The organism is Caballeronia sp. M1242 (genome assembly GCF_017220215.1).
GTDB lineage: Bacteria > Pseudomonadota > Gammaproteobacteria > Burkholderiales > Burkholderiaceae > Caballeronia.
The window spans coordinates 1,677,139-1,698,562 of record NZ_CP071129.1 but is presented as its reverse complement, the minus strand read 5'-3'; the positions used below and the strand labels follow the sequence as shown (position 1 = coordinate 1,698,562).

Sequence of the window (21,424 nt, the reverse complement as noted above, 5' to 3'; positions counted from 1 at the left end):
GCCCTCGGCGGCTGTTTGCTTAACCGGCACAGGGTGCAAGATGGCAGACCAGTTCACCGTTTCCGACAATGACGACGGCCTCATCGAGAAGAAGGTCGAAAGCGTCACGCTGCATGAAGGCAAGTTCCTCACGCTCAAGCGCGATACGGTGGCGTTGCCCGACGGCAAACACGCGACGCGCGAGTTCGTGGAGCATCCGGGCGCGGTGATGATCCTGCCGGTTTTCGACGACGGCCGCGTCCTGCTCGAACGTCAGTTTCGCTATCCGGTCGGGCGCGTGCTGCTCGAATTCCCGGCAGGCAAGCTCGATCCGAACGAGGACGAGTTGACGTGCGCCAAGCGCGAATTGCAGGAGGAAACCGGCTACACCGCGCGCGAATGGATCTTTCTGACGCGAATTCATCCGGTCATTTCGTATTCGACGGAATTCATCGACCTGTACCTGGCGCGCGGTCTGACGGCCGGCGACGCAAAGCTCGACGAAGGCGAGTTCCTCGAAACGTTCATCGCGGACGAAGCGCAGTTGATGGCGTGGGTCAAGGACGGCACGATCAGCGACGTGAAGACCATCATCGGCGCGTTCTGGCTGGAGAAGATCCGCTCGGGCGAATGGCAGGCGGGCAGGGCGGCTGAGTAAGACGCGCGCTGGCTCTGTCATCACGGAAAGCGGCCGCGATGGCCGCTTTTGTCGTTTTGACGCTCGCGCTCGGCGGCGAAAGTGGCGAACAGCTAGAATCTGAAATCGCTCGCTCGTGTTCGTTCGGACGTCATGAAGTCACGAGCCAACGCACGACCGTTCGCAAAACGCGATTCTGAGATAAACTCACCGAAGTCCCATCAGCATGAAGGTCCTCGATTTAAAGTGCTCGCACGAACATCGCTTTGAAGGCTGGTTTGCTTCGACCGAAGAATTCGAGTCGCAGCTGGGCCGCAAGCTGGTCGCGTGTCCCGTTTGCGCGACGACGGATGTCAGTCGCATGCCGTCCGCGCCGCGCCTGAATTTGTCTTCGGCGCGTGGCGAGGCGTCGGCGCAGGCGCAAGCGCCCAAGGCATCGCCGGATGCGGCCGCCGTGCAGGCGCGCGCGCTCCAGTTCATGCGAGAGCTGATCGAGAAGACCGAGAACGTGGGCGAGCGTTTCGCCGAAGAGGCGCGGCGCATCCACTACAACGAAGCGCCGGCGCGCAATATCCGCGGCGTCACGACGCCCGAAGACGCGCACGCTCTGCTGGAAGAAGGCATCGAAGTAATGCCGCTGCCCGTGCCGGCCGCGTTGAAGGAGCCGCTGCAGTAAAGACTGACGCGGCGTCTTCCCGGCTTCGGCCCGACAAGGAGACATCGCGTATGAGTGGTCATTCCTTCGTTGCGTATCACGGCTGCCGTCTTGCAGCCGTCTCGTCTCGCATCGTCACCAAATTCCTCCGTATCGATCGCACGGGTCCCGCTTCTTCGAGCGCGATCCGGCGCCTCCTGCCGCCTTCGATTGTCTGACGCTAAAACGAGGACCTACCCATGACCTATAGCTTCGAAGATTTCGAAGTCGGTTCCGCGGTGACGCTGAGCGCGCATACCTTCAGCCGCGAGGAGATCATCGAGTTTGCCAGCCGCTACGATCCACAGCCGTTCCATCTGTCGGAGAAAGCGGGCAGGGCGTCGCATTTCGGCGGACTCGTCGCGAGCGGATGGAACACGTGCTCCGCGATGATGGGCATTCTCGTGCGCGACATGCTCGCCGATTCGACGTCGATGGGCTCGCCCGGTCTCGACAACATTCGCTGGCTCAAGCCCGTGCGCGTCGGCGATTCGGTGTGGCTCACCGTGCGCGTGCTGGATAAGCGCGTGTCGAAGAGCAAGCCCGATCGCGGTATCGTCTCGACACGCTGGGAAGCGCACAATCAGGACGGCGAACTGGTATTGACGGTGGATTCCGCTGCGCTCTTCGGCCTGCGGACGCCTGCCGCGATCTAGCGCTTCGCGTACTGCGTCGCGCCGAACAGCACTTCCTTCTCCTTGTCGGTGAAGGGCTTGCGTTCGCGCGCCAGCACCTGCACGCCGCGCTCCACGGCCGGCCGCGCCGCGATGGCGTCGAACCAGCGCCGCACGTTCGGCAATTTATCCAGCACGATGCCCTGGTTCTCCCACGAACGCGTCCACGGGAAGGTCGCGATGTCCGCAATCGTGTACTCGTTTCCGGCGAGGTATTGCGTGACCCCGAGTTGCTTGTCCATCACGCCATACAGCCGGCGCGCTTCGTTCGTGTAGCGGTTTATCGCGTAGTCGATCTTCTCGGGCGCGTAATTGCGGAAGTGATGCGTCTGCCCGAGCATCGGTCCAACGCCGCCCATCTGAAACATGAGCCATTGAATCGTCGTGTAGCGGCCGATGGCATCCGCGGGCAGCAGTTTGCCGGTCTTCTCTGCGAGATACACGAGGATCGCGCCCGATTCGAACAACGCGAACGGCTTGCCTTCCGGACCGTCGTTGTCGATGATCGCGGGAATCTTGTTGTTCGGGCTGATGGCGAGAAAGTCGGGTTTGAATTGGTCGCCCGCGCCGATATCGACGGGATGAGCCCGGTATTCGAGGCCGGTTTCCTCCAGCATGATGTGAATCTTGTGCCCGTTGGGCGTCGGCCAGCTATACACGTCGATCATGTGCGCTCCTCAGTCGTGCAGGTGACGCATTCACGCGCGGCTCGCGGAATGGCAGCGAAAATTAGAGCATGTTTGCGCTGGCCGTGCAGCGCCCGCCCGTGGCTTCCAACGGCGAATCAGTCGCGCGGTTCCAGGTATTTCGCCAGTTCCAGTTTCGCGATGGCATTGCGATGCACTTCGTCCGGCCCGTCCGCGAGCCTCAACGTGCGCGCCGATGCATACGCGTACGCGAGCGGAAAGTCGTCGCAGATGCCCGCCGCGCCGTGCGCCTGAATCGCCCAGTCGATCACCTGACATGCGATGTTCGGCGCGACCACCTTGATCATCGCGATCTCGCCGCGCGCGCCCTTGTTGCCGACGGTATCCATCATGTACGCGGCCTTCAGCGTGAGCAGCCGCGCCTGCTCGATCATGATGCGCGCCTCGGCGATGCGCTCCTGCGTCACGCCATGCTGCGCGACGGGCTTGCCGAACGCGACGCGCGAAAGCGTGCGCTTCGCCATGAGTTCGAGCGCGCGCTCCGCGAGTCCGATCAGCCGCATGCAATGATGGATGCGTCCCGGCCCGAGCCGGCCTTGCGCGATCTCGAACCCGCGTCCTTCGCCGAGCAGCATGTTGGCGGCGGGCACGCGGACCTTGTCGAGCGTGATGTCCATGTGACCGTGCGGCGCGTCGTCGTAGCCGAACACGTTCAGCGAGCGATGCACGGTGATGCCTTCAGCGTCCGCCGGCACGAGAATCATCGACTGCTGCGCGTGCTTCGGCGCGTCGGGGTCGGTCTTGCCCATCACGATGAACACCTTGCAGCGCGGATCGCCCGCGCCGGACGACCACCACTTATGGCCGTCGATGACGTAGGTGTCGCCGTCGCGCGTGATGCTGCAGCGGATATTCGTCGCATCCGAAGAAGCGACTTCCGGCTCCGTCATCAAAAACGCCGAGCGGATCTCGCCACGCAAGAGCGGTTCTAGCCATTGTGCTTTCTGCGCATCCGTGCCATAGCGTTCGATCGTTTCCATATTGCCCGTGTCGGGCGCGCTGCAATTGAAGACTTCGGGCGCCCAAGGCACGCGGCCCATGATCTCGCAAAGCGGCGCGTATTCGAGATTCGTCAGACCGGCGCCGCGTTCCGACGACGGCAGGAACAAGTTCCACAGCCCTTCGCCGCGCGCTTTGTCCTTCAACGCTTCGATGAGGCGCGTCGGAACCCACGCGTTGCCGGCCGCGCGATTCGCGGCGATCTCGTCGCGGAATGCGTTCTCGTTCGGATAGATATGCGCGTCGAAGAAAGCGAGCAATGTCGCGCGCAACGCCTCCACTTTCGGCGTGTAGTCGAAGTTCATCGGCTCGTCTCCTGATGCGTTGTCATGCGCCGACTTTCTGCGCGTATTGCCACGCGAGTTCGGCCATCGGCCGGGCGCGGCGGCCCGCGTCGATGGCCTGCGCGCTCGCCGCCGTGCCATCCACGACGCGCTTCATGATGCCTTGCAGGATCGCGGCGATGCGGAACATGTTGTAGGCGAGATAGAAGTTCCAGTCGCCTTCGATGTTCAAGCCCGTCCGCTCGCAATAACGCGCGACGTACGCGGCTTCGTCGGGAATGCCGAGCGTGGTCCAGTCCAGCCCGGCGATGCCGCGGAACTGCGACGGATCGACATGCCACGCCATGCAGTGATACGCGAAATCGGCGAGCGGATCGCCGAGCGTCGAGAGTTCCCAGTCGAGCACGGCGAGCACGCGCGGTTCGTTCGGATGAAAGATGAGGTTATCGAGCCTGAAATCGCCATGCACAACGCTCACCTTCGCCGCCGCCGACGCAGGGACATGCTGCGGCAGCCAGGCGATCAGGCGATCCATCGCGTCGATTTTTTCGGTCTGCGACGCGACGTACTGCTTGCTCCAGCGGCCGATCTGCCGCTCGAAGTAGTTGCCCGGCTTGCCGTAGCCGGTGAGACCGGCGGCTTCGGCGTCGACCGTATGCAGCGCCGCGATGACGCGATTCGTTTCGTCGTAGATCGCGGCGCGTTCGGAGGGCGTCATGCCGGGCAGCGACGGGTCCCACAACACGCGGCCTTCGACGAACTCCATCACGTAGAACGCGCGGCCGATCACGCTTTCGTCCTCGCACAAGGCGAGCATGCGCGCGACCGGCACGTCGGTGGCGGCGAGCGCGTCCATCACGCGATACTCGCGCTCGATTGCATGCGCCGACGGCAGCAGCTTCGCGGCGGGGCCGGGCTTCGCGCGCATCACGTACGCGCGCGACGGCGTGACGAGCTTGAACGTAGGGTTGGACTGGCCGCCCGCGAACTGCTCGACGGCGAGCGGTCCGGCGAAGCCATCGACGTGCGCGGCGAGCCATGCCGCGAGCGCATCGGCGTCGAAGCGTTGGGCTTCGTGCACGGGGCGCGTGCCTTCGAATGCTGAAAAGTCGGAGTGCTGATTTGTCTCGTTGTCTGCCATCGTCTCCTCCGTTTTTGTATGCGCGATGCTTAGTTCATTCGCTCGCCTTGAACTTCACGAACTGCGCGTAGAGCAGTTCCATCGTGGTGTTTCGCACGTCCGCGTGCAGCGGCGAGGGCGGCGAATGATTGATGGCGTGCACGACCCAGTCGCCGGGTTTCTCGCCGACATCGAGCGCGTTGATGCAGCCCGTCGCCTGCGACAGATGACCGAAGAACGCGCGCCCGCCCGCCGTGATCGCATGCGAGAGCAGCGCGCGATTGACGCCGCCGTGCAGCACCAGCAGCACCGTGTCCCACGACGTGTCCGCGCGCAGCCGCGTCATGGCGGGCAGCGCGCGGTCGAGCAACTGGCCTATGGTCTCGCCGCCCAAGAATTGCGTCGCTTCGGGCACGACGCCATCGAACACGGAAAGAAACGCGCGCTCGATGTCGCTCGTGGAAAGGTTAGCGAGCCGTCCGCCGCGGATCTCCTGCCACTCCGGCCAGATTTCGATTTGCGCCGCCTGGCCCGTTTCCGCGAGCACGCGCTCGGCCGTTTCGATGGTGCGCGGCAGGCCGCTCGCGATCACCCGATCGAAGCAAACGTTTTGCGCGGCGAACTCGCGGCCCGCCGCGCTCGCTTCCTCGCGGCCACGCGCGTTGAGCGGCACGCTTTCAGGGTCGATGGCGCGGCCGGTATCGTCGAAATAGGTCACGTCGCCGTGACGCATCAGGAAGATGCGCCGCCGCTTTGGCAGGTCGTAGTGAGCCATGATTTCAGCGATAGTTCGGCTGGCGCTTTTCGAGGAACGCGGTGATGCCTTCGAGCGCGTCGCCGCGATGAAGCGCCTCCACGAAAGCGTCGCGCTCCATATCGAGATGCGCGGCGAGCGGCTGCACGTCCGCCGCATTCATCAGCGACTTGATGCGCGCGAGCGCCTTGGGCGACACGCTGCCGAGATCGTCGGCCCACGCGATAGCGGCATCCAGCGCAATGCCTTTCTTCGTCAGCCGATTCACGACGCCGACTTCGTGCAGACGCGACGCGCCGATCGGCTTCGCTTCTAGCAGCACCTCGCTCGCGAGCGTGCGCGGCAACGCGCGCGTCAGGAACCACGAAGCGCCGCCGTCCGGCGTGAGGCCCACGCGCGCATAGGACATGACGAACTTCGCGTCGTCGGCGGCGACGATCAGATCGCACGCGAGCGCAAGCGAAAAGCCCGCGCCGGCCGCCGCGCCTTCGACCGCCGCGATGACCGGCTTCGTCGACGCGCGCAGCGCGCTGATCCATTCGGCGAGCAAATCGATGCTCTCTGCCTGCACCGACGGATCTTTCGCGCGGTTTTCCAGCAGCCGGTTCAGGTTGCCACCCGCGCAGAAAAAGTTGTCGGCCCCCGTCAGCACGATCGCGCGCACGGAGTTGTTGCGCTCGGCCGTCGACAAGGCTTCGATCCCGGCCGCGTACATGTCCGGATGCAGCGCGTTGCGCGCGCCCGGATTGGACAGCTTGAGCACGAGCGTGGTGTCGCTGCCTGCGGGCCGGTGTGTCAGCAGTTCGGCGCTCATCGGAGCTCCTCGGTATGGGTGAGGGAAAGTCCGAGCTGCGCGCGGCGCGTGAGCCACGGAGAAGGGCGATAGCGCGGATCGCCGAGCGCGCTCTGGATGTTGCGCAGAATCGTGAGAATGGTCGTGGCGCCGAGCGAATCGCCGAGCGCGAGCGGCCCGCGCGGATAGCCCAGCCCGAGCGTCACCGCGAGGTCGATGTCCTCCGGCGTCGCGATGCCTTGCTGCGCGATGTCGCAGCCGATGTTCACGATGGTCGCGATCACGCGCTGCGCGACGAAGCCCGTCGAATCGCGGATGACGGTGACGGGCGCGCCGTCGGCGGCAAAGAGCGCGTGCGCCGCGTCGCGCATGGCGGGCGTGGTCGCGGGCGTCGTCATGATGGTGCGGCGCGCGACGGTATCGAGCGGAAAGAGCGTATCCACGGCGACGACGCGCGTGGCGTCGAGATGTTCGGCGACGGCGGTCGTGGTCGCGTCGAAGCCGAGCGGCGTGACGACGATGAGCGAATCGGGCGCGGGCGTGTTGCCCGTGTCGATGTGCACGGCGGCGTCGTGCTTCGCGATGACTTTCAGCACCTGCTCGCGCGCAGCCGGCGACGCGCGGCTGATCCACACGCGCGCCGGCAGTTGCGTCGGCGCGGGCGGCTCGTCCGGCACTTGCTGCTTGCCTTCCACGTAGCGATAAAAGCCTTCGCCCGCCTTGCGTCCGATGAGCCCGCCCGCGAGGCGCGTGCCGGTGATGGGCGACGGCGTGAAGCGCGGCTCCTCGTAGAACTGGTGATAGATCGACTCCATCACCGGATGCGAGACGTCGAGCGCAGTCAGATCCAGCAACTCGAACGGCCCGAGCCGGAAACCGGCCTGCTCGCGCATGATGCGGTCGATGTCCGCGAAACTCGCGACGCCTTCGCTCGCCACGCGCAAGCCTTCGGTGTTCATGCCGCGCCCGGCGTGATTCACGATGAAGCCCGGCATGTCTTTCGCGCGCACCGGCGTGTGACCCATGCGGCGGGCGAGTTCCATCAGCGCGTCGCCGGCTTTTCGGTCGCCGCGCAAGCCGTCGATGACTTCGACCACGCGCATCAGCGGCACCGGGTTGAAGAAGTGAAAGCCCGCGACGCGTTCCGGTTTCGCGCAGCCCGCCGCGATCGCGGTGATGGACAGCGACGACGTGTTCGACGCCAGAATGCACGCGTCGCCGACGACCGCTTCGAGTTCGCGAAAGAGTCCGCGCTTGATCTCGAGGTTCTCGACGATCGCCTCGACGACCGCGCCGCAGTCGGAGAGCGCGCCGATATCCTTCGCGTCGTGGACGCGGGCAAGCGCGGCGTGCGCGTCCGCTTCCTTCAGCTTGCCCTTGGCGGTGAGCTTGTCGAAGGTGTTGGACAGATACGCGCGCGCGGCCGCGAGTGCTTGCGGATTCGCATCGTAGAGACGCACGGTCAGCCCGGCGAGCGCCGCGATCTGCGCGATGCCGCGTCCCATCGCGCCGCTGCCGACGATGCCCAAGGTCTCGATCTTGTATTCCTGCGGACTCATGATGCGGTTCGACTCCTCGATGTTCTCTGTGTTGTCTATCGTGTCCGGCAGCAAGACGACGCTCAGAGCTTGCGCAGTCGGTCCAGCGCGAGCGCGAGCGTCTCCTCCTTCTTCGCGAAGCAGAAGCGCACGACGCCCGACTCGTGAGACTCGTGATAGAACGCCGAAACGGGAATGGCGGCGACGCCGATCTCGCTCGTCAGCCATTGCGAGAACTCGGCTTCGGGCATGTCGCTGATCGCCGAATAATCGACACACTGGAAGTAGGTTCCGTCGCACGGCAGAAGCGAGAAGCGCGTATCGGCGAGCCCAGCGCGGAAGAAGTCGCGCTTCTTCTGATAGAACGCGGGCAGTTCCAGATACGGCTTCGGATCTTCCAGATAGTGCGCGAGGCCGACCTGCATCGGCGTGTTCACCGTGAACACATTGAACTGATGCACCTTGCGGAACTCGGCCGTCAGCGCGACGGGCGCGGCCACATAGCCGATCTTCCAGCCGGTCACGTGAAACGTCTTGCCGAAGCTGGACACGACGAAACTGCGCTTCGCGAGCTCCGGATAGCGCGACACGCTCTCGTGCGGCGCGCCGTCGTAGACCATGTGTTCGTAGACTTCGTCGGAGACGATCAGCAGATTCGTCCCGCGCACGATGTCTTCGAGCTTGCGCATGTCTGTATCGCGCCACACGCGGCCCGTCGGATTGTGCGGCGTGTTGATCATCAGAAGCCGCGTCTTCGGCGTGATCGCGGCGGCGATCTTGTCGAAAGGCAGCGCGTAGTCGGGCGCTTCGAGCGACACGAACACCGGCTTGCCGCCCGCCAGTTCGATGGCCGGCACGTAGCTGTCGTACATCGGCTCGATCACGACGACTTCATCGCCCGGATGCACGCAGCACAGCACGGCCGTGAGCAGCGCCTGCGTCGCGCCGGCCGTGACGGTGATCTCGCGGTCGGCGTCGTAGGCGCGGCCGTAGAGCGCCTCGATCTTGCGCGCGATCGCCTGGCGCAACGGCGCGGCGCCCGACATCGGCGGATACTGGTTGTGGCCGTCGCGCATGGCGGACGCGACGGCATCGACGATGCGCGCGTCGCAGTCGAAATCGGGGAAGCCTTGACCGAGATTCACCGCGCCTTTTTGCGCGGCGAGCGCGCTCATTACGGTGAAAATGGTCGTGCCGACATTCGGCAGACGCGACGGGAAGGACAGATCGGGTGCAGCCGGATTCAGTTCGTGCGTAGCGTTCATAGCGTAGTAGGACGTGGGCTGAGCGGTATTCACATGCGATGATCAGGCAAGCGCGGCAAGGGCGGCCATGCTGGCGTGCGCTTCGAGCGCGGCGACGAACGGCTTGGGCTCGGCGATGCGAAACGCGAAGTCGCGCGCGACGCGGCGCGCGAGCTTCAGCACCGCGCGATCTTTCGAGACGAGCCAGTCCGCCTGCGATGACTGCGCGAGTTCGAGGAACTTCTGGTCGTCGCGGTCGCGGCACTTCGGCAAAGGAGGCGCGTTTGGCGATGCTTCGGGGGCAACCAGCTGCGACAGATTCGCGAGCTCCCCGAGCGCCGCCGACTTGTCGATGCCCATGCGCACGAACTGCGGATAGTCGAGCACGTATGTCAGTTCGGCAAGGCACCGGGCGTCGATCAGCGCATCGAGCGCGCGGGCTTCGAGCGCGGCGCGGATCGGCCGCGTGACCGGATCGTCGAACACGAGAATGTCGATCCACACGTTCGAATCGAGCACGACCCGCAGATTGTGAGGCGGCGCGGCGGAATTTTCCATTCGATACAATCGGGGGTTTATGCCTATGTCGCCGGCGGGGTGCCGGCGAGCCTCCATGATAATCGTTCTCTCGCCCGCAAAATCCCTCGACTACGAGACGCCCGCTCACATCAAGAAGCACACGCTGCCCGAATTCGTCGATGACGCCGCCGAGTTGATCGAAGGCTTGCGGCAGCTTTCGCCGCAGCAGATCGGCGGCATGATGGGCATCTCGGATCAACTCGCGGCGCTGAACTTCCAGCGTTATGCCGAATGGTCGAAGACCTTCGACGCGCGCAATTCGAAGCAGGCCGTGCTCGCCTTCAACGGCGATGTGTATGAAGGCTTCGCGGCGAAGACGCTGACTTCCGCCGATCTCGACTACGCGCAGAATCATGTGCGCGTGTTGTCAGGCTTGTATGGGCTGCTGCGGCCGCTCGACCTGTTGCAGCCGTATCGGCTGGAAATGGGCACTAAGTTTCCGAATGCGCGCGGCAAGGATCTGTATGCGTTCTGGGGCGAGCGCATCACGGCGGCGCTTAACGAGCAGTTCAGGCGGCAGCGCGGCGCGCGCGTGCTGGTCAATTGCGCGTCGGAAGAATATTTCAAGTCGGTGAAGCCCAAACAGCTCGACGTGCCCGTCGTCTCGCCAGTCTTCGAGGACTGGAAGGGCGGCCGCTACAAGATCATCAGCTTTCACGCGAAGCGCGCGCGAGGCCTGATGGCGCGCTACGCGGTGCAAAACAGAATCGACGAGCCCGAGGCGCTGAAGGGCTTCGACAGCGAAGGCTACCGGTTCGACGCCAATGCATCGAACGATACGACTTATGTGTTTCGCCGCCGCGTCGCGGAGTGAGACAGGCGCATCGAGGACATCATCATGAGCATTTCGATTACCAGCAATTTCGACGCAGGCGCGATCGACGTCGTCGACGCGAGCTATCCCGCGAACATTCGCCTGCGCGTGCGTCCGGACACGAAGGCCGACTTCGCGCAGTGGTTCTACTTTCGCGTCTCGGGCGCGCGCGGCGAGCGCCTCGTGATGACGTTCGAGAACGCGGCGCAGTGCGCCTTCCCCGATGGATGGCGCGACTATCGGGCGGTCGCGAGCTACGATCGCGTGAACTGGTTCCGCGTGCCGACGCAGTATGACGGCCGCGTGCTGACGATCGATCACACGCCGGACTTCGATCGCGTGTACTACGCGTACTTCGAGCCGTATAGCGAGGAGCGACATTCCGAGTTTCTCGGCGCCGTTCAGCAGATGCCGCATGCAACGTTGACGGAACTCGGCCGGACGGTCGCGAACCGGGCTGTGTCGCTGCTTACGCTTGGTCTGCACGACGAGGCGGCCGCGCGTCCCAGAAAGAACGTGTGGATCATCGCGCGCCAGCACCCCGGCGAGACGATGGCGGAATGGTTCGTCGAAGGGTTCGTGAAACGTCTTGCAGGCTGGGGCGATTGGTCGGGCGATCCCGTCGCGCGGGCGCTCTTCGATCGCGCGGTGTTTCATATCGTGCCGAACATGAATCCGGACGGCAGCGTGCTCGGCAATCTGCGCACGAATGCAGCGGGCGCGAACCTGAATCGCGAATGGATGGAGCCGAGCGCCGAGCGCAGCCCCGAAGTGCTGGTCGTGCGCGACGCGATTCGTGCGACCGGTTGCGACATGTTCTTCGATATCCACGGCGACGAAGCCATTCCGCACGTGTTCGTCGCCGGGTCCGAGATGCTGCCGGACTTCACCGAGCAGCAGGCGCAAGAGCAGAAGGCGTTCGTGCAGTTCTTCAAGCAGGCAAGTCCTGACTTCCAGGATGTGCACGGCTACGAGAGCGGCAAATATCGTGAAGATGCGCTCAAGCTCGCGTCCAAGTACATGAGCAACGAGTACAAGTGTCTGTCGCTCACGCTGGAAATGCCGTTCAAGGACAACGCTGATCTGCCGGACGAGCGCGTCGGCTGGAACGGTGAACGCAGTGCGGCGCTGGGCGCCGCGATGCTGCAGGCGATTCTCTGGCATTTGCAGGCGTTCGCGGCGTGACGGCGGGCGCTATCCGCAAACAATGAAAAGGGCGTGGCCGTCTTGCGATGGCCACGCCCTTTGTTCATGCCTCGCCGCTTAGGCCGGCTAGTGTTTCTTCGACGCCTTTTTTGCGCTTTTGCCGCTGCTCGTGCCGCTGTTCGTGCTCTTACCTGCCGCCGCCGCTTTCTTCGACGACGACTTCGTCTTCGCGCCATGCTTGCCTTTCTTGCCGGACGTGCTGCGCGGTTCGGCATGCGGACGCAGCGGCGGAACCGGGTCATTCCAGCCGAAGGCGAGCATCTGACTGCCGACATAGCCACAACGGAATTTGAGCGGCGTCGAATCTTTCTCGCCGCTTTTCGCGACGCCTTGTCCTTCGACGGTCACCACATTGTCGACCTTGATGCGCTGCTTCTTTTCGTCGAACGAGTCGTTCCACGGTTCGATGGTGGAATGCGATGAATCGAATGAAGCGGGCGGGAATTCGACATGATCGAAGGCCGCCGACGTGCTCGCGATGAAGTTGCCATGCGCGGCGCAATCCGCAACCAGCGGATTAGCGTTGAAATCGGTCACGAAGTGATGAACCAGTTCATTGCGCTCGTCGAGCGTATCGGCAAAGGCGGACGTCGCGCACAGAAGAGCGGCGCATACCGCGAACCGGCCGACGAGCCTCATCAGCCGGCGCGGTGCAAAGTTACTTTCCATCAATTTGGCGCTAAGAAGACACGGGCAAGTAAGATGCCTCGTGTGGGGAAGGAGTTCAATCTTATCGCACTTTGTGCGGGTATCGGACCGAGGAGCATGCGAGAGGGCGTGGTCTCGGTGCGCGCGGATGCTGTTTTAGATCGACGTCAAACCCGCGGACCACGGTCCAGGCGATAGCGGCGCACGTCGTACGTGGTTATCCACGCAGGCTTGTACACCGTGATCAAAATGGTGAGAAGTCCGGTGAACAGGGACTCACCGGCACCCAGCAATAGCGATCCGCGCGTGAATGCAGCGGGCACATTCACCGCACCGCCGGCAAGCGCTGCCTCGAGCAACACGGTCGAGCCACAAGCAGCCGCCACTGCCGCGGCCGACACGATGAACCCGTGACCTGCGATGAAGGTGAACAGGTTGCGCGGCAGCCATGCGTTGGACAGACGCTGCAGCAGTGTCGATACCGCGACGGGCACGGCACCGAAGAGGAGATACGTGATTGCGACCGAGAGCCACGAGGCATCGAGCACCACGGCAGCGAGCCCTGTGCTCGCGGCCGTGCCGATGAGCGCGAGCCGCCAGTCGAAGAGCGTGACCATCAGCGTGGCGCCCAGCAGGTGGATGACGGGCCCGTCATCGAACCAAGCGTTACAGGCCCATAGCACCGTTACCGAGACGATCACCCCGAGCCAGACGTGCTGGAGCGTGGCGTCGTGCAGGCGATTGAACGGCCGCTGCACCAGGACGAGTGCAAGCAGCCCCGCGGCAACAATCCAACTGCCGACGGTCAGCCAAAGCGGTAGCGGTGTGTAGAAGAACCCCATGACTGCATATTACTCGTTACGTTTGAAACGTGTGCGCAATCAACGAACCCGGATGCCGCGATTGTTGCTAGAACGACGCCTCGGGCTCCGCGGCCATGGGCAGCGAAGCGCCTTCCTGATTCTCGAGCGGCGGATATTTCGTCCGCCGCTTGCGTAGCGGGACGACATTCGACTCGCCCGGCGTTGCGCGGACGGCTTGCTCAGCGCCGCTGCGCAAAATCTCTAGATACGAGTTCTGCACGCCGTTGTAAATGGCGACTGCCGCCGCTCGGTTCGGAGCCCCGAGTTGCTGGAAGATGCTTGCAAGATGAATCTTGACGGTGCCTTCGCTGATGCCGAGCGTCTTCGCGATCATCTTGTTCGTGCTTCCCATATGCACGCAGCGCATGATCTGTTGCTGGCGCGGAGAGAGCGTCGGATGAACGCGCGCGCTATCGGGCATCGCGGCCAGGGCTTGCTGACGGCGGATCGGCAGATCGCGGATGGGCGCGAGATCGATGACATCCGGCGGAACATAGTGACCGCCGATGAGCACCATTTCGAGGGCCCGCAGAATGAGGATGGGTTCGAGCGTGCGAGGAATGACGCCCATTGCGCCCGCGCTCATGAGCATGTAGACCTGCGCGGCGCCGGAGCGGTCCACCATGATTGCGGCCGGGACGGCGGGCGCGTTATCGAGCAGCGCTTCGAGCTCACTCATGCGCATGCTCTCCGCCCAATCGATGACGATCATGCGGGCCTCGATGCGCTTCAGCGCAGATCCCGCCTGCCGCCAGTCTCTCACTTCGGTGAACTGCGCTTGACGTGCGACACGGCGCAGCAGTGTTTTGAGGCCCGCACGGCGCTCCGCGTCCGAACCCATGATGATTATTTTCATGCTCAACCTCTTGTCAATACATCCGACGCTCACTCGCGGCGGAACTGAACGCCAGCGAATGTCGGCGTTGGCGTGATATTGACAAACTTCTTGCGATTGCGCCCCCTATCCGAATGGCATAGGCGAAAAGCACAAAGCCCCGCGCGAGGGCGGGGCTTTGCCGATCTGCTGAGCAACGACGCGTGTCAATGGAAGTGGGGCTGCGCGGGCTCGGCGTCCTCGGGCATCTCGGCGTGGACGATCTCGCCCAGCGGATCGGCGTAGAGCGGCACGCCGCAGTCATCGCAGAACTCCGGCTCGAAGCGCCCTGCATGTCGGCGGACGTCCGTGACGCCGGACTTTCTTAGCAACTCGACGATCTCTTCGACCGGACCGTCAGCGCCTTCCAGTTCGGCTTCGTCTTCGAGGCCCGCCTCGCCGTTCTCGCGCCCGTACAGCGGCCAAACGACGCCATAAATCACGTCGTTGCTACCGCGACGGGTGAAGCCGATGCGATATTCGTCGATGCGGCGCTCGCCGAAGCCCGCGATGACCGCGCGCAATTCCTGCGGGCCGGTGCCGAGCGTATCGAAGAGATAGCGAACAGCGGTGCGGACGGTGTGAGGGCGTACTTGCTCGTCGGCATCTCGACACGCCGAATAGTAGGCATCAGGCAACAAACATTCGAATTCGCAGCCGGGAAGAATACTCGCGAAGCTGGCGCCACCCTGCGCCGCCCATTGCTCGAGACATTGACTGCGCTCGATCCGCGCTCCGTTCTCGTCTTCCTGCCAGCGAAAGAAGGCTTCACCCGCCGGAACGACGGCGACGGCGAGCAGAAAGCGCGGATCGGCGAGGATCGGCGAGGTCTCCGGTAAGTCAGCCAGGTTCATGCGCGCGCTGACACCGCCGAGCGCAGTGTGCGTCAGCTGTTGCGCGAGGCGCGCCGTATCGACATGATGCCGCGGCAGCTGGTCGATGCTGTACAGATAGGGCGCAACGGCGAGGCGTGCGCCGCTAGCCAGCACGTGCGCCTGCAACTGCGTGCGGAGCGCGTCGACTGAATCGCTCTTCAATGTGCCTGATGGAATCGCATAGCGCGTCCACGCGAGCACCGGGGCCGCGATGAGGAGAGACTCGTGCGGCACGCCGTCGATATCGATTTTGAACGATTCGCTATGCGTTTCCGCCATGTCGGCCAACGCGCCGTAGGCGTCGGGATGATTCTGCTGAAGGTGATCCAGAGCAGCATCAAGGGTTGTTTGGTTGCCGTTGCGCACCAGTTTGGCGATGAGGGTGTCGAGGCGGGCTTCCCAGAAGCGATCTTCGACGCGGCTGCCCGAGGCGAAAAGCGCGAGAGAGAGGCTGACGAGTTTGTCCGCGTCTGGTGGGAGGCGTTTGGCGGTTCGCGTGCGCATATCAATACAAGTTCATTTGGGCGAAGAACCTTATATTGTAGTCGTTCGGCCGGCTGTTTTACGGGATGCGCGCGCCGGCTGATCGGTAGGCGCGCGGGAGCCACGTTGTTCTTTCGAGCGATCGAAAAAAGTTTCGCGACGCCCTTGCGATCCGCGTTGGCACTCACTACAATTCCGTTCCTTCGCGATTAAACGAACGCGAAGGAAGCGGGAACGGTGGTGTCGTGGTGGTGGGCTTGGAAGGCAATATGGTTCTGAGCGCGGTTGACGAGTGAAATGCTTCAAAAACTTGTTGACACTGACCGAAACGACGTACATAATCTCGTTTCTCTGCTGCTGATGCAGCGACGCAAGACGAAGCGGTTGAGCCCAGTGCTCGATGCGGCGAGGTGAAAAGTCTTGGCGGATTGCTCTTTAAAAACTAACAGCCGATAAGTGTGGGCGCTTGATGGCGAGTGCGGTTGCGGTGCTTAGGCGCTGCGGCATAAGCAAAAGTATCAAGAGTCTCACACGAAGTATCAGAGGAAGGTTTATCTGTCTTAGGACGGATTAATCATCGTCAGTACGTTGAGTGAGCGACCGGTTTCTTAGAAACCGAAAACAGTAACAGGCATTGAACTGAAGAGTTTGATCCTGGCTCAGATTGAACGCTGGCGGCATGCCTTACACATGCAAGTCGGACGGCAGCGCGGGCTTCGGCCTGGCGGCGAGTGGCGAACGGGTGAGTAATACATCGGAACGTGTCCTGTAGTGGGGGATAGCCCGGCGAAAGCCGGATTAATACCGCATACGATCTACGGAGGAAAGCGGGGGATCTTCGGACCTCGCGCTGTAGGGGCGGCCGATGGCAGATTAGCTAGTTGGTGGGGTAAAGGCCTACCAAGGCGACGATCTGTAGCTGGTCTGAGAGGACGACCAGCCACACTGGGACTGAGACACGGCCCAGACTCCTACGGGAGGCAGCAGTGGGGAATTTTGGACAATGGGGGCAACCCTGATCCAGCAATGCCGCGTGTGTGAAGAAGGCCTTCGGGTTGTAAAGCACTTTTGTCCGGAAAGAAAACTTCGCCGCTAATATCGGTGGAGGATGACGGTACCGGAAGAATAAGCACCGGCTAACTACGTGCCAGCAGCCGCGGTAATACGTAGGGTGCGAGCGTTAATCGGAATTACTGGGCGTAAAGCGTGCGCAGGCGGTCTGTTAAGACCGATGTGAAATCCCCGGGCTTAACCTGGGAACTGCATTGGTGACTGGCAGGCTTTGAGTGTGGCAGAGGGAGGTAGAATTCCACGTGTAGCAGTGAAATGCGTAGAGATGTGGAGGAATACCGATGGCGAAGGCAGCCTCCTGGGCCAACACTGACGCTCATGCACGAAAGCGTGGGGAGCAAACAGGATTAGATACCCTGGTAGTCCACGCCCTAAACGATGTCAACTAGTTGTTGGGGATTCATTTCCTTAGTAACGTAGCTAACGCGTGAAGTTGACCGCCTGGGGAGTACGGTCGCAAGATTAAAACTCAAAGGAATTGACGGGGACCCGCACAAGCGGTGGATGATGTGGATTAATTCGATGCAACGCGAAAAACCTTACCTACCCTTGACATGGTCGGAAGTCTGCTGAGAGGTGGACGTGCTCGAAAGAGAACCGGCGCACAGGTGCTGCATGGCTGTCGTCAGCTCGTGTCGTGAGATGTTGGGTTAAGTCCCGCAACGAGCGCAACCCTTGTCCTTAGTTGCTACGCAAGAGCACTCTAAGGAGACTGCCGGTGACAAACCGGAGGAAGGTGGGGATGACGTCAAGTCCTCATGGCCCTTATGGGTAGGGCTTCACACGTCATACAATGGTCGGAACAGAGGGTTGCCAAGCCGCGAGGTGGAGCCAATCCCAGAAAACCGATCGTAGTCCGGATCGCAGTCTGCAACTCGACTGCGTGAAGCTGGAATCGCTAGTAATCGCGGATCAGCATGCCGCGGTGAATACGTTCCCGGGTCTTGTACACACCGCCCGTCACACCATGGGAGTGGGTTTTACCAGAAGTGGCTAGTCTAACCGCAAGGAGGACGGTCACCACGGTAGGATTCATGACTGGGGTGAAGTCGTAACAAGGTAGCCGTATCGGAAGGTGCGGCTGGATCACCTCCTTTCTCGAGCTTCGCACACCAAGTTAAGCGCTCACGCTTATCGGCTGTGGTTTAGAAACAGGCTAAGGGTCTGTAGCTCAGTCGGTTAGAGCACCGTCTTGATAAGGCGGGGGTCGTTGGTTCGAATCCAACCAGACCCACCATGTCGGCGGTCGTTAGCGCGTGAGCGCTTACGAAGGCCCCACCCTCGAAGAGGGCGGGTCAATAGACGCGGGGGATTAGCTCAGCTGGGAGAGCACCTGCTTTGCAAGCAGGGGGTCGTCGGTTCGATCCCGTCATCCTCCACCATCAATCTTCAATGCCTAGCGTTCACGAGCAGTGAATGTTAAGCATTGGCGATTGCTAGCCAGTTGATGCTGTAGGTATTGCAAGACACCTATCGGCTAAACGTTCTTTAACAATCAGGAAGAAGTAGTAAAGAGATTATCTGAAAGCACTTAGAGATGGGTGTGAGTAGGGTAGTCAGGGTAGTGATTGTATCGAGTATGAAAAGTGATCTTCATTGATGACTTGGAATACGGCACAACGCGAATACTCAGCCTATGACAGAGGTGTCGCGAGACACACTCGTTATAGGGTCAAGCGAACAAGTGCATGTGGTGGATGCCTTGGCGATCACAGGCGATGAAGGACGCGGTAGCCTGCGAAAAGCTTCGGGGAGCTGGCAAACGAGCATTGATCCGAAGATGTCCGAATGGGGAAACCCACTCCGTATGGAGTATCCATAGCTGAATACATAGGCTATGTGAAGCGAACGCGGTGAACTGAAACATCTAAGTAACCGCAGGAAAAGAAATCAACCGAGATTCCCAAAGTAGTGGCGAGCGAAATGGGAAGAGCCTGTACTCTTTATTTGTATTGTTAGCTGAACGCTCTGGAAAGTGCGGCCATAGCAGGTGATAGCCCTGTAAGCGAAAACAGTATGAAAGAACTAGGGGTACGACAAGTAGGGCGGGACACGTGAAATCCTGTCTGAAGATGGGGGGACCATCCTCCAAGGCTAAATACTCGTGATCGACCGATAGTGAACCAGTACCGTGAGGGAAAGGCGAAAAGAACCCCGGGAGGGGAGTGAAATAGATCCTGAAACCGCATGCATACAAACAGTCGGAGCCTCGTAAGGGGTGACGGCGTACCTTTTGTATAATGGGTCAGCGACTTACGTTCAGTAGCGAGCTTAACTGATTAAGGCAGGCGTAGCGAAAGCGAGTCCGAATAGGGCGATCAGTTGCTGGGCGTAGACCCGAAACCAAGTGATCTATCCATGGCCAGGTTGAAGGTGCGGTAACACGTACTGGAGGACCGAACCCACTAACGTTGAAAAGTTAGGGGATGAGCTGTGGATAGGGGTGAAAGGCTAAACAAACTTGGAAATAGCTGGTTCTCTCCGAAAACTATTTAGGTAGTGCCTCGTGTATCACCTTCGGGGGTAGAGCACTGTCATGGTTGTGGGGTCCATTGCGGATTACTACGCCATAGCAAACTCCGAATACCGAAGAGTGCAATCACGGGAGACAGACATCGGGTGCTAACGTCCGGTGTCAAGAGGGAAACAACCCAGACCGCCAGCTAAGGTCCCAAAGATTGGCTAAGTGGGAAACGAAGTGGGAAGGCTAAAACAGTCAGGAGGTTGGCTTAGAAGCAGCCACCCTTTAAAGAAAGCGTAATAGCTCACTGATCGAGTCGTCCTGCGCGGAAGATGTAACGGGGCTCAAGCCAGTCACCGAAGCTGCGGATGCGAGTTTTACTCGCATGGTAGGAGAGCGTTCCGTAAGCCTGCGAAGGTGCGTTGAAAAGCGTGCTGGAGGTATCGGAAGTGCGAATGCTGACATGAGTAGCGATAAAGGGGGTGAAAGCCCCTCGCCGTAAGCCCAAGGTTTCCTACGCAACGTTCATCGGCGTAGGGTGAGTCGGCCCCTAAGGCGAGGCAGAAATGCGTAGCTGATGGGAAGCAGGTCAATATTCCTGCACCATTGTTAGATGCGATGGGGGGACGGATCGCGGAAGGTTGTCCGGGTGTTGGACGTCCCGGTCGCTGCATTGGAGAAGGTGCTTAGGCAAATCCGGGCACGTAATTCAAGGGTGTGGCGCGAGTGACTTCGGTCACGAAGCAATTGGAAGTGGTTCCAAGAAAAGCCTCTAAGCTTCAGTCTAACGATGACCGTACCGCAAACCGACACAGGTGGGCGAGATGAGTATTCTAAGGCGCTTGAGAGAACTCGGGAGAAGGAACTCGGCAAATTGGTACCGTAACTTCGGGATAAGGTACGCCCTGGTAGCTTGACTGGCCTGCGCCAGGAGGGTGAAAGGGTTGCAATAAACTGGTGGCTGCGACTGTTTAATAAAAACACAGCACTCTGCAAACACGAAAGTGGACGTATAGGGTGTGACGCCTGCCCGGTGCCGGAAGATTAAATGATGGGGTGCAAGCTCTTGATTGAAGTCCCGGTAAACGGCGGCCGTAACTATAACGGTCCTAAGGTAGAAATTCCTTGTCGGGTAAGTTCCGACCTGCACGAATGGCGTAACGATGGCCACACTGTCTCCTCCCGAGACTCAGCGAAGTTGAAGTGTTTGTGATGATGCAATCTCCCCGCGGCTAGACGGAAAGACCCCATGAACCTTTACTGTAGCTTTGCATTGGACTTTGAACCGATCTGTGTAGGATAGGTGGGAGGCTATGAAACCGGAACGCCAGTTTCGGTGGAGCCGTCCTTGAAATACCACCCTGGTTTGTTTGAGGTTCTAACCTTGGTCCGTGATCCGGATCGGGGACAGTGCATGGTAGGCAGTTTGACTGGGGCGGTCTCCTCCCAAAGCGTAACGGAGGAGTACGAAGGTACGCTAGGTACGGTCGGAAATCGTGCTGATAGTGCAATGGCATAAGCGTGCTTAACTGCGAGACCGACAAGTCGAGCAGGTGCGAAAGCAGGTCATAGTGATCCGGTGGTTCTGTATGGAAGGGCCATCGCTCAACGGATAAAAGGTACTCTGGGGATAACAGGCTGATACCGCCCAAGAGTTCATATCGACGGCGGTGTTTGGCACCTCGATGTCGGCTCATCTCATCCTGGGGCTGTAGCCGGTCCCAAGGGTATGGCTGTTCGCCATTTAAAGAGGTACGTGAGCTGGGTTTAAAACGTCGTGAGACAGTTTGGTCCCTATCTGCCGTGGGCGTTGGATATTTGAAGGGGGCTGCTCCTAGTACGAGAGGACCGGAGTGGACGAACCTCTGGTGTACCGGTTGTCACGCCAGTGGCATCGCCGGGTAGCTATGTTCGGAAGAGATAACCGCTGAAAGCATCTAAGCGGGAAACTCGCCTTAAGATGAGATATCCCCGGGGCTTCGAGCCCCTTGAAGGGTCGTTCCAGACCAGGACGTTGATAGGTCAGGTGTGTAAGTGCAGTAATGCATTGAGCTAACTGATACTAATTGCCCGTAAGGCTTGATCCTATAACCAGTGTGTCTTAAGCCACCCCGAAGCGGGTGCGCC

General features: G+C 61.1%; 17 protein-coding genes, 2 tRNA genes and 2 rRNA genes. 9 read left to right on the top strand and 12 right to left on the bottom strand.

Annotated features, from left to right (window positions below; translation table 11 throughout):
- Positions 1-40 precede the first annotated feature (40 nt).
- From JYK05_RS07875 to JYK05_RS07865, 3 genes are all read left to right on the top strand, one after another.
- Complete coding sequence (locus tag JYK05_RS07875; RefSeq protein WP_206466574.1) at positions 41-637, top strand: NUDIX domain-containing protein; 597 nt, start codon at positions 41-43, stop codon at positions 635-637.
- A 205-nt stretch (positions 638-842) separates the two neighbouring features.
- Positions 843-1,292 (top strand): DUF1178 family protein, encoded by a 450-nt coding sequence (locus tag JYK05_RS07870; RefSeq protein ID WP_206466573.1) that lies wholly within the window; start codon positions 843-845, stop codon positions 1,290-1,292.
- A gap of 218 nt (positions 1,293-1,510) precedes the next feature.
- Positions 1,511-1,966: a MaoC family dehydratase gene (locus JYK05_RS07865; protein WP_206466572.1), complete on the top strand. Its 456-nt coding sequence runs from the start codon at positions 1,511-1,513 to the stop codon at positions 1,964-1,966.
- Here the strand turns inward: JYK05_RS07865 and JYK05_RS07860 are convergent.
- The 8 genes from JYK05_RS07860 to JYK05_RS07825 form a co-directional block, all read right to left on the bottom strand.
- Positions 1,963-2,652 (bottom strand): glutathione binding-like protein, encoded by a 690-nt coding sequence (locus tag JYK05_RS07860; RefSeq protein WP_206466571.1) that lies wholly within the window; start codon positions 2,650-2,652, stop codon positions 1,963-1,965. The two genes, JYK05_RS07865 and JYK05_RS07860, sit on opposite strands and share 4 nt — an antisense overlap.
- A 116-nt stretch (positions 2,653-2,768) precedes the next feature.
- On the bottom strand, positions 2,769-3,995 hold the full coding sequence (locus tag JYK05_RS07855; RefSeq protein ID WP_206466570.1) for an acyl-CoA dehydrogenase family protein: 1,227 nt from the start codon (positions 3,993-3,995) through the stop codon (positions 2,769-2,771).
- A 22-nt stretch (positions 3,996-4,017) separates the two neighbouring features.
- Positions 4,018-5,115, bottom strand: a complete 1,098-nt coding sequence (locus tag JYK05_RS07850) for a phosphotransferase (protein WP_206466569.1) — start codon at positions 5,113-5,115, stop codon at positions 4,018-4,020.
- Positions 5,116-5,149: 34 nt separating this feature from the next.
- Positions 5,150-5,869, bottom strand: a complete 720-nt coding sequence (locus JYK05_RS07845; protein WP_206466568.1) for a histidine phosphatase family protein — start codon at positions 5,867-5,869, stop codon at positions 5,150-5,152.
- 4 nt (positions 5,870-5,873) lie between these two features.
- Entirely contained in the window at positions 5,874-6,662 is a 789-nt protein-coding gene (locus JYK05_RS07840) for an oxepin-CoA hydrolase, alternative type (protein ID WP_206466567.1), read from the bottom strand.
- Positions 6,659-8,200 (bottom strand): 3-hydroxyacyl-CoA dehydrogenase, encoded by a 1,542-nt coding sequence (locus JYK05_RS07835; protein ID WP_206466566.1) that lies wholly within the window; start codon positions 8,198-8,200, stop codon positions 6,659-6,661. The genes JYK05_RS07840 and JYK05_RS07835 overlap by 4 nt, the downstream gene beginning before the upstream one ends.
- A 62-nt stretch (positions 8,201-8,262) precedes the next feature.
- Positions 8,263-9,444: a pyridoxal phosphate-dependent aminotransferase gene (locus JYK05_RS07830; RefSeq protein ID WP_206466565.1), complete on the bottom strand. Its 1,182-nt coding sequence runs from the start codon at positions 9,442-9,444 to the stop codon at positions 8,263-8,265.
- 42 nt (positions 9,445-9,486) lie between these two features.
- Entirely contained in the window at positions 9,487-9,981 is a 495-nt protein-coding gene (locus JYK05_RS07825) for a putative toxin-antitoxin system toxin component, PIN family (RefSeq protein WP_206466564.1), read from the bottom strand.
- A 55-nt stretch (positions 9,982-10,036) separates the two neighbouring features.
- On the opposite strand from JYK05_RS07825, the gene yaaA reads away from it, so the two are divergent.
- Both yaaA and JYK05_RS07815 read left to right on the top strand, forming a co-directional pair.
- Complete coding sequence (yaaA, locus tag JYK05_RS07820; protein ID WP_175944065.1) at positions 10,037-10,816, top strand: peroxide stress protein YaaA; 780 nt, start codon at positions 10,037-10,039, stop codon at positions 10,814-10,816.
- Between the two features lie 24 nt (positions 10,817-10,840).
- Positions 10,841-12,001, top strand: coding sequence for a M14-type cytosolic carboxypeptidase (locus tag JYK05_RS07815; RefSeq protein ID WP_206466563.1), 1,161 nt, complete (start codon positions 10,841-10,843; stop codon positions 11,999-12,001).
- Positions 12,002-12,088: 87 nt separating this feature from the next.
- Here JYK05_RS07815 and JYK05_RS07810 read toward each other — a convergent pair whose 3' ends face one another.
- From JYK05_RS07810 to JYK05_RS07795, 4 genes are all read right to left on the bottom strand, one after another.
- Positions 12,089-12,691, bottom strand: coding sequence for a BspC domain-containing protein (locus tag JYK05_RS07810; protein ID WP_175944062.1), 603 nt, complete (start codon positions 12,689-12,691; stop codon positions 12,089-12,091).
- 146 nt (positions 12,692-12,837) lie between these two features.
- Positions 12,838-13,512 carry a hypothetical protein gene (locus tag JYK05_RS07805; protein WP_206466562.1) on the bottom strand — a complete coding sequence of 225 codons (675 nt, stop codon included), beginning with the start codon at positions 13,510-13,512 and terminating at the stop codon, positions 12,838-12,840.
- 67 nt (positions 13,513-13,579) lie between these two features.
- Positions 13,580-14,389 carry a response regulator transcription factor gene (locus JYK05_RS07800; RefSeq protein ID WP_206466561.1) on the bottom strand — a complete coding sequence of 270 codons (810 nt, stop codon included), beginning with the start codon at positions 14,387-14,389 and terminating at the stop codon, positions 13,580-13,582.
- Between the two features lie 185 nt (positions 14,390-14,574).
- Complete coding sequence (locus JYK05_RS07795) at positions 14,575-15,786, bottom strand: DUF2863 family protein (protein WP_175944055.1); 1,212 nt, start codon at positions 15,784-15,786, stop codon at positions 14,575-14,577.
- Between the two features lie 615 nt (positions 15,787-16,401).
- On the opposite strand from JYK05_RS07795, the gene JYK05_RS07790 reads away from it, so the two are divergent.
- The 4 genes from JYK05_RS07790 (at position 16,402) to JYK05_RS07775 (ending at position 21,384) form a co-directional block, all read left to right on the top strand.
- A 16S ribosomal RNA gene (locus tag JYK05_RS07790) occupies positions 16,402-17,933 on the top strand.
- Between the two features lie 63 nt (positions 17,934-17,996).
- Positions 17,997-18,073, top strand: a tRNA-Ile gene (locus JYK05_RS07785).
- Between the two features lie 69 nt (positions 18,074-18,142).
- Positions 18,143-18,218, top strand: a tRNA-Ala gene (locus tag JYK05_RS07780).
- Between the two features lie 288 nt (positions 18,219-18,506).
- A 23S ribosomal RNA gene (locus JYK05_RS07775) occupies positions 18,507-21,384 on the top strand.
- Together the 16S and 23S rRNA genes with 2 tRNA genes alongside form the textbook arrangement of a ribosomal RNA operon.
- The last annotated feature ends 40 nt before the right edge of the window (positions 21,385-21,424 follow it).

Coding starts and splice junctions, on each gene's coding strand:
- JYK05_RS07845 (WP_206466568.1), bottom strand. CDS start 5,869: ATGGCTCACTACGACCTGCCAAAGCGGCGGCGCATCTTCCTGATGCGT.
- JYK05_RS07835 (WP_206466566.1), bottom strand. CDS start 8,200: ATGAGTCCGCAGGAATACAAGATCGAGACCTTGGGCATCGTCGGCAGC.
- JYK05_RS07800 (WP_206466561.1), bottom strand. CDS start 14,389: ATGAAAATAATCATCATGGGTTCGGACGCGGAGCGCCGTGCGGGCCTC.
- yaaA (WP_175944065.1), top strand. CDS start 10,037: ATGATAATCGTTCTCTCGCCCGCAAAATCCCTCGACTACGAGACGCCC.
- JYK05_RS07810 (WP_175944062.1), bottom strand. CDS start 12,691: ATGGAAAGTAACTTTGCACCGCGCCGGCTGATGAGGCTCGTCGGCCGG.
- JYK05_RS07855 (WP_206466570.1), bottom strand. CDS start 3,995: ATGAACTTCGACTACACGCCGAAAGTGGAGGCGTTGCGCGCGACATTG.
- JYK05_RS07830 (WP_206466565.1), bottom strand. CDS start 9,444: ATGAACGCTACGCACGAACTGAATCCGGCTGCACCCGATCTGTCCTTC.
- JYK05_RS07850 (WP_206466569.1), bottom strand. CDS start 5,115: ATGGCAGACAACGAGACAAATCAGCACTCCGACTTTTCAGCATTCGAA.
- JYK05_RS07875 (WP_206466574.1), top strand. CDS start 41: ATGGCAGACCAGTTCACCGTTTCCGACAATGACGACGGCCTCATCGAG.
- JYK05_RS07795 (WP_175944055.1), bottom strand. CDS start 15,786: ATGCGCACGCGAACCGCCAAACGCCTCCCACCAGACGCGGACAAACTC.
- JYK05_RS07805 (WP_206466562.1), bottom strand. CDS start 13,512: ATGGGGTTCTTCTACACACCGCTACCGCTTTGGCTGACCGTCGGCAGT.
- JYK05_RS07860 (WP_206466571.1), bottom strand. CDS start 2,652: ATGATCGACGTGTATAGCTGGCCGACGCCCAACGGGCACAAGATTCAC.
- JYK05_RS07815 (WP_206466563.1), top strand. CDS start 10,841: ATGAGCATTTCGATTACCAGCAATTTCGACGCAGGCGCGATCGACGTC.
- JYK05_RS07865 (WP_206466572.1), top strand. CDS start 1,511: ATGACCTATAGCTTCGAAGATTTCGAAGTCGGTTCCGCGGTGACGCTG.
- JYK05_RS07825 (WP_206466564.1), bottom strand. CDS start 9,981: ATGGAAAATTCCGCCGCGCCGCCTCACAATCTGCGGGTCGTGCTCGAT.
- JYK05_RS07840 (WP_206466567.1), bottom strand. CDS start 6,662: ATGAGCGCCGAACTGCTGACACACCGGCCCGCAGGCAGCGACACCACG.
- JYK05_RS07870 (WP_206466573.1), top strand. CDS start 843: ATGAAGGTCCTCGATTTAAAGTGCTCGCACGAACATCGCTTTGAAGGC.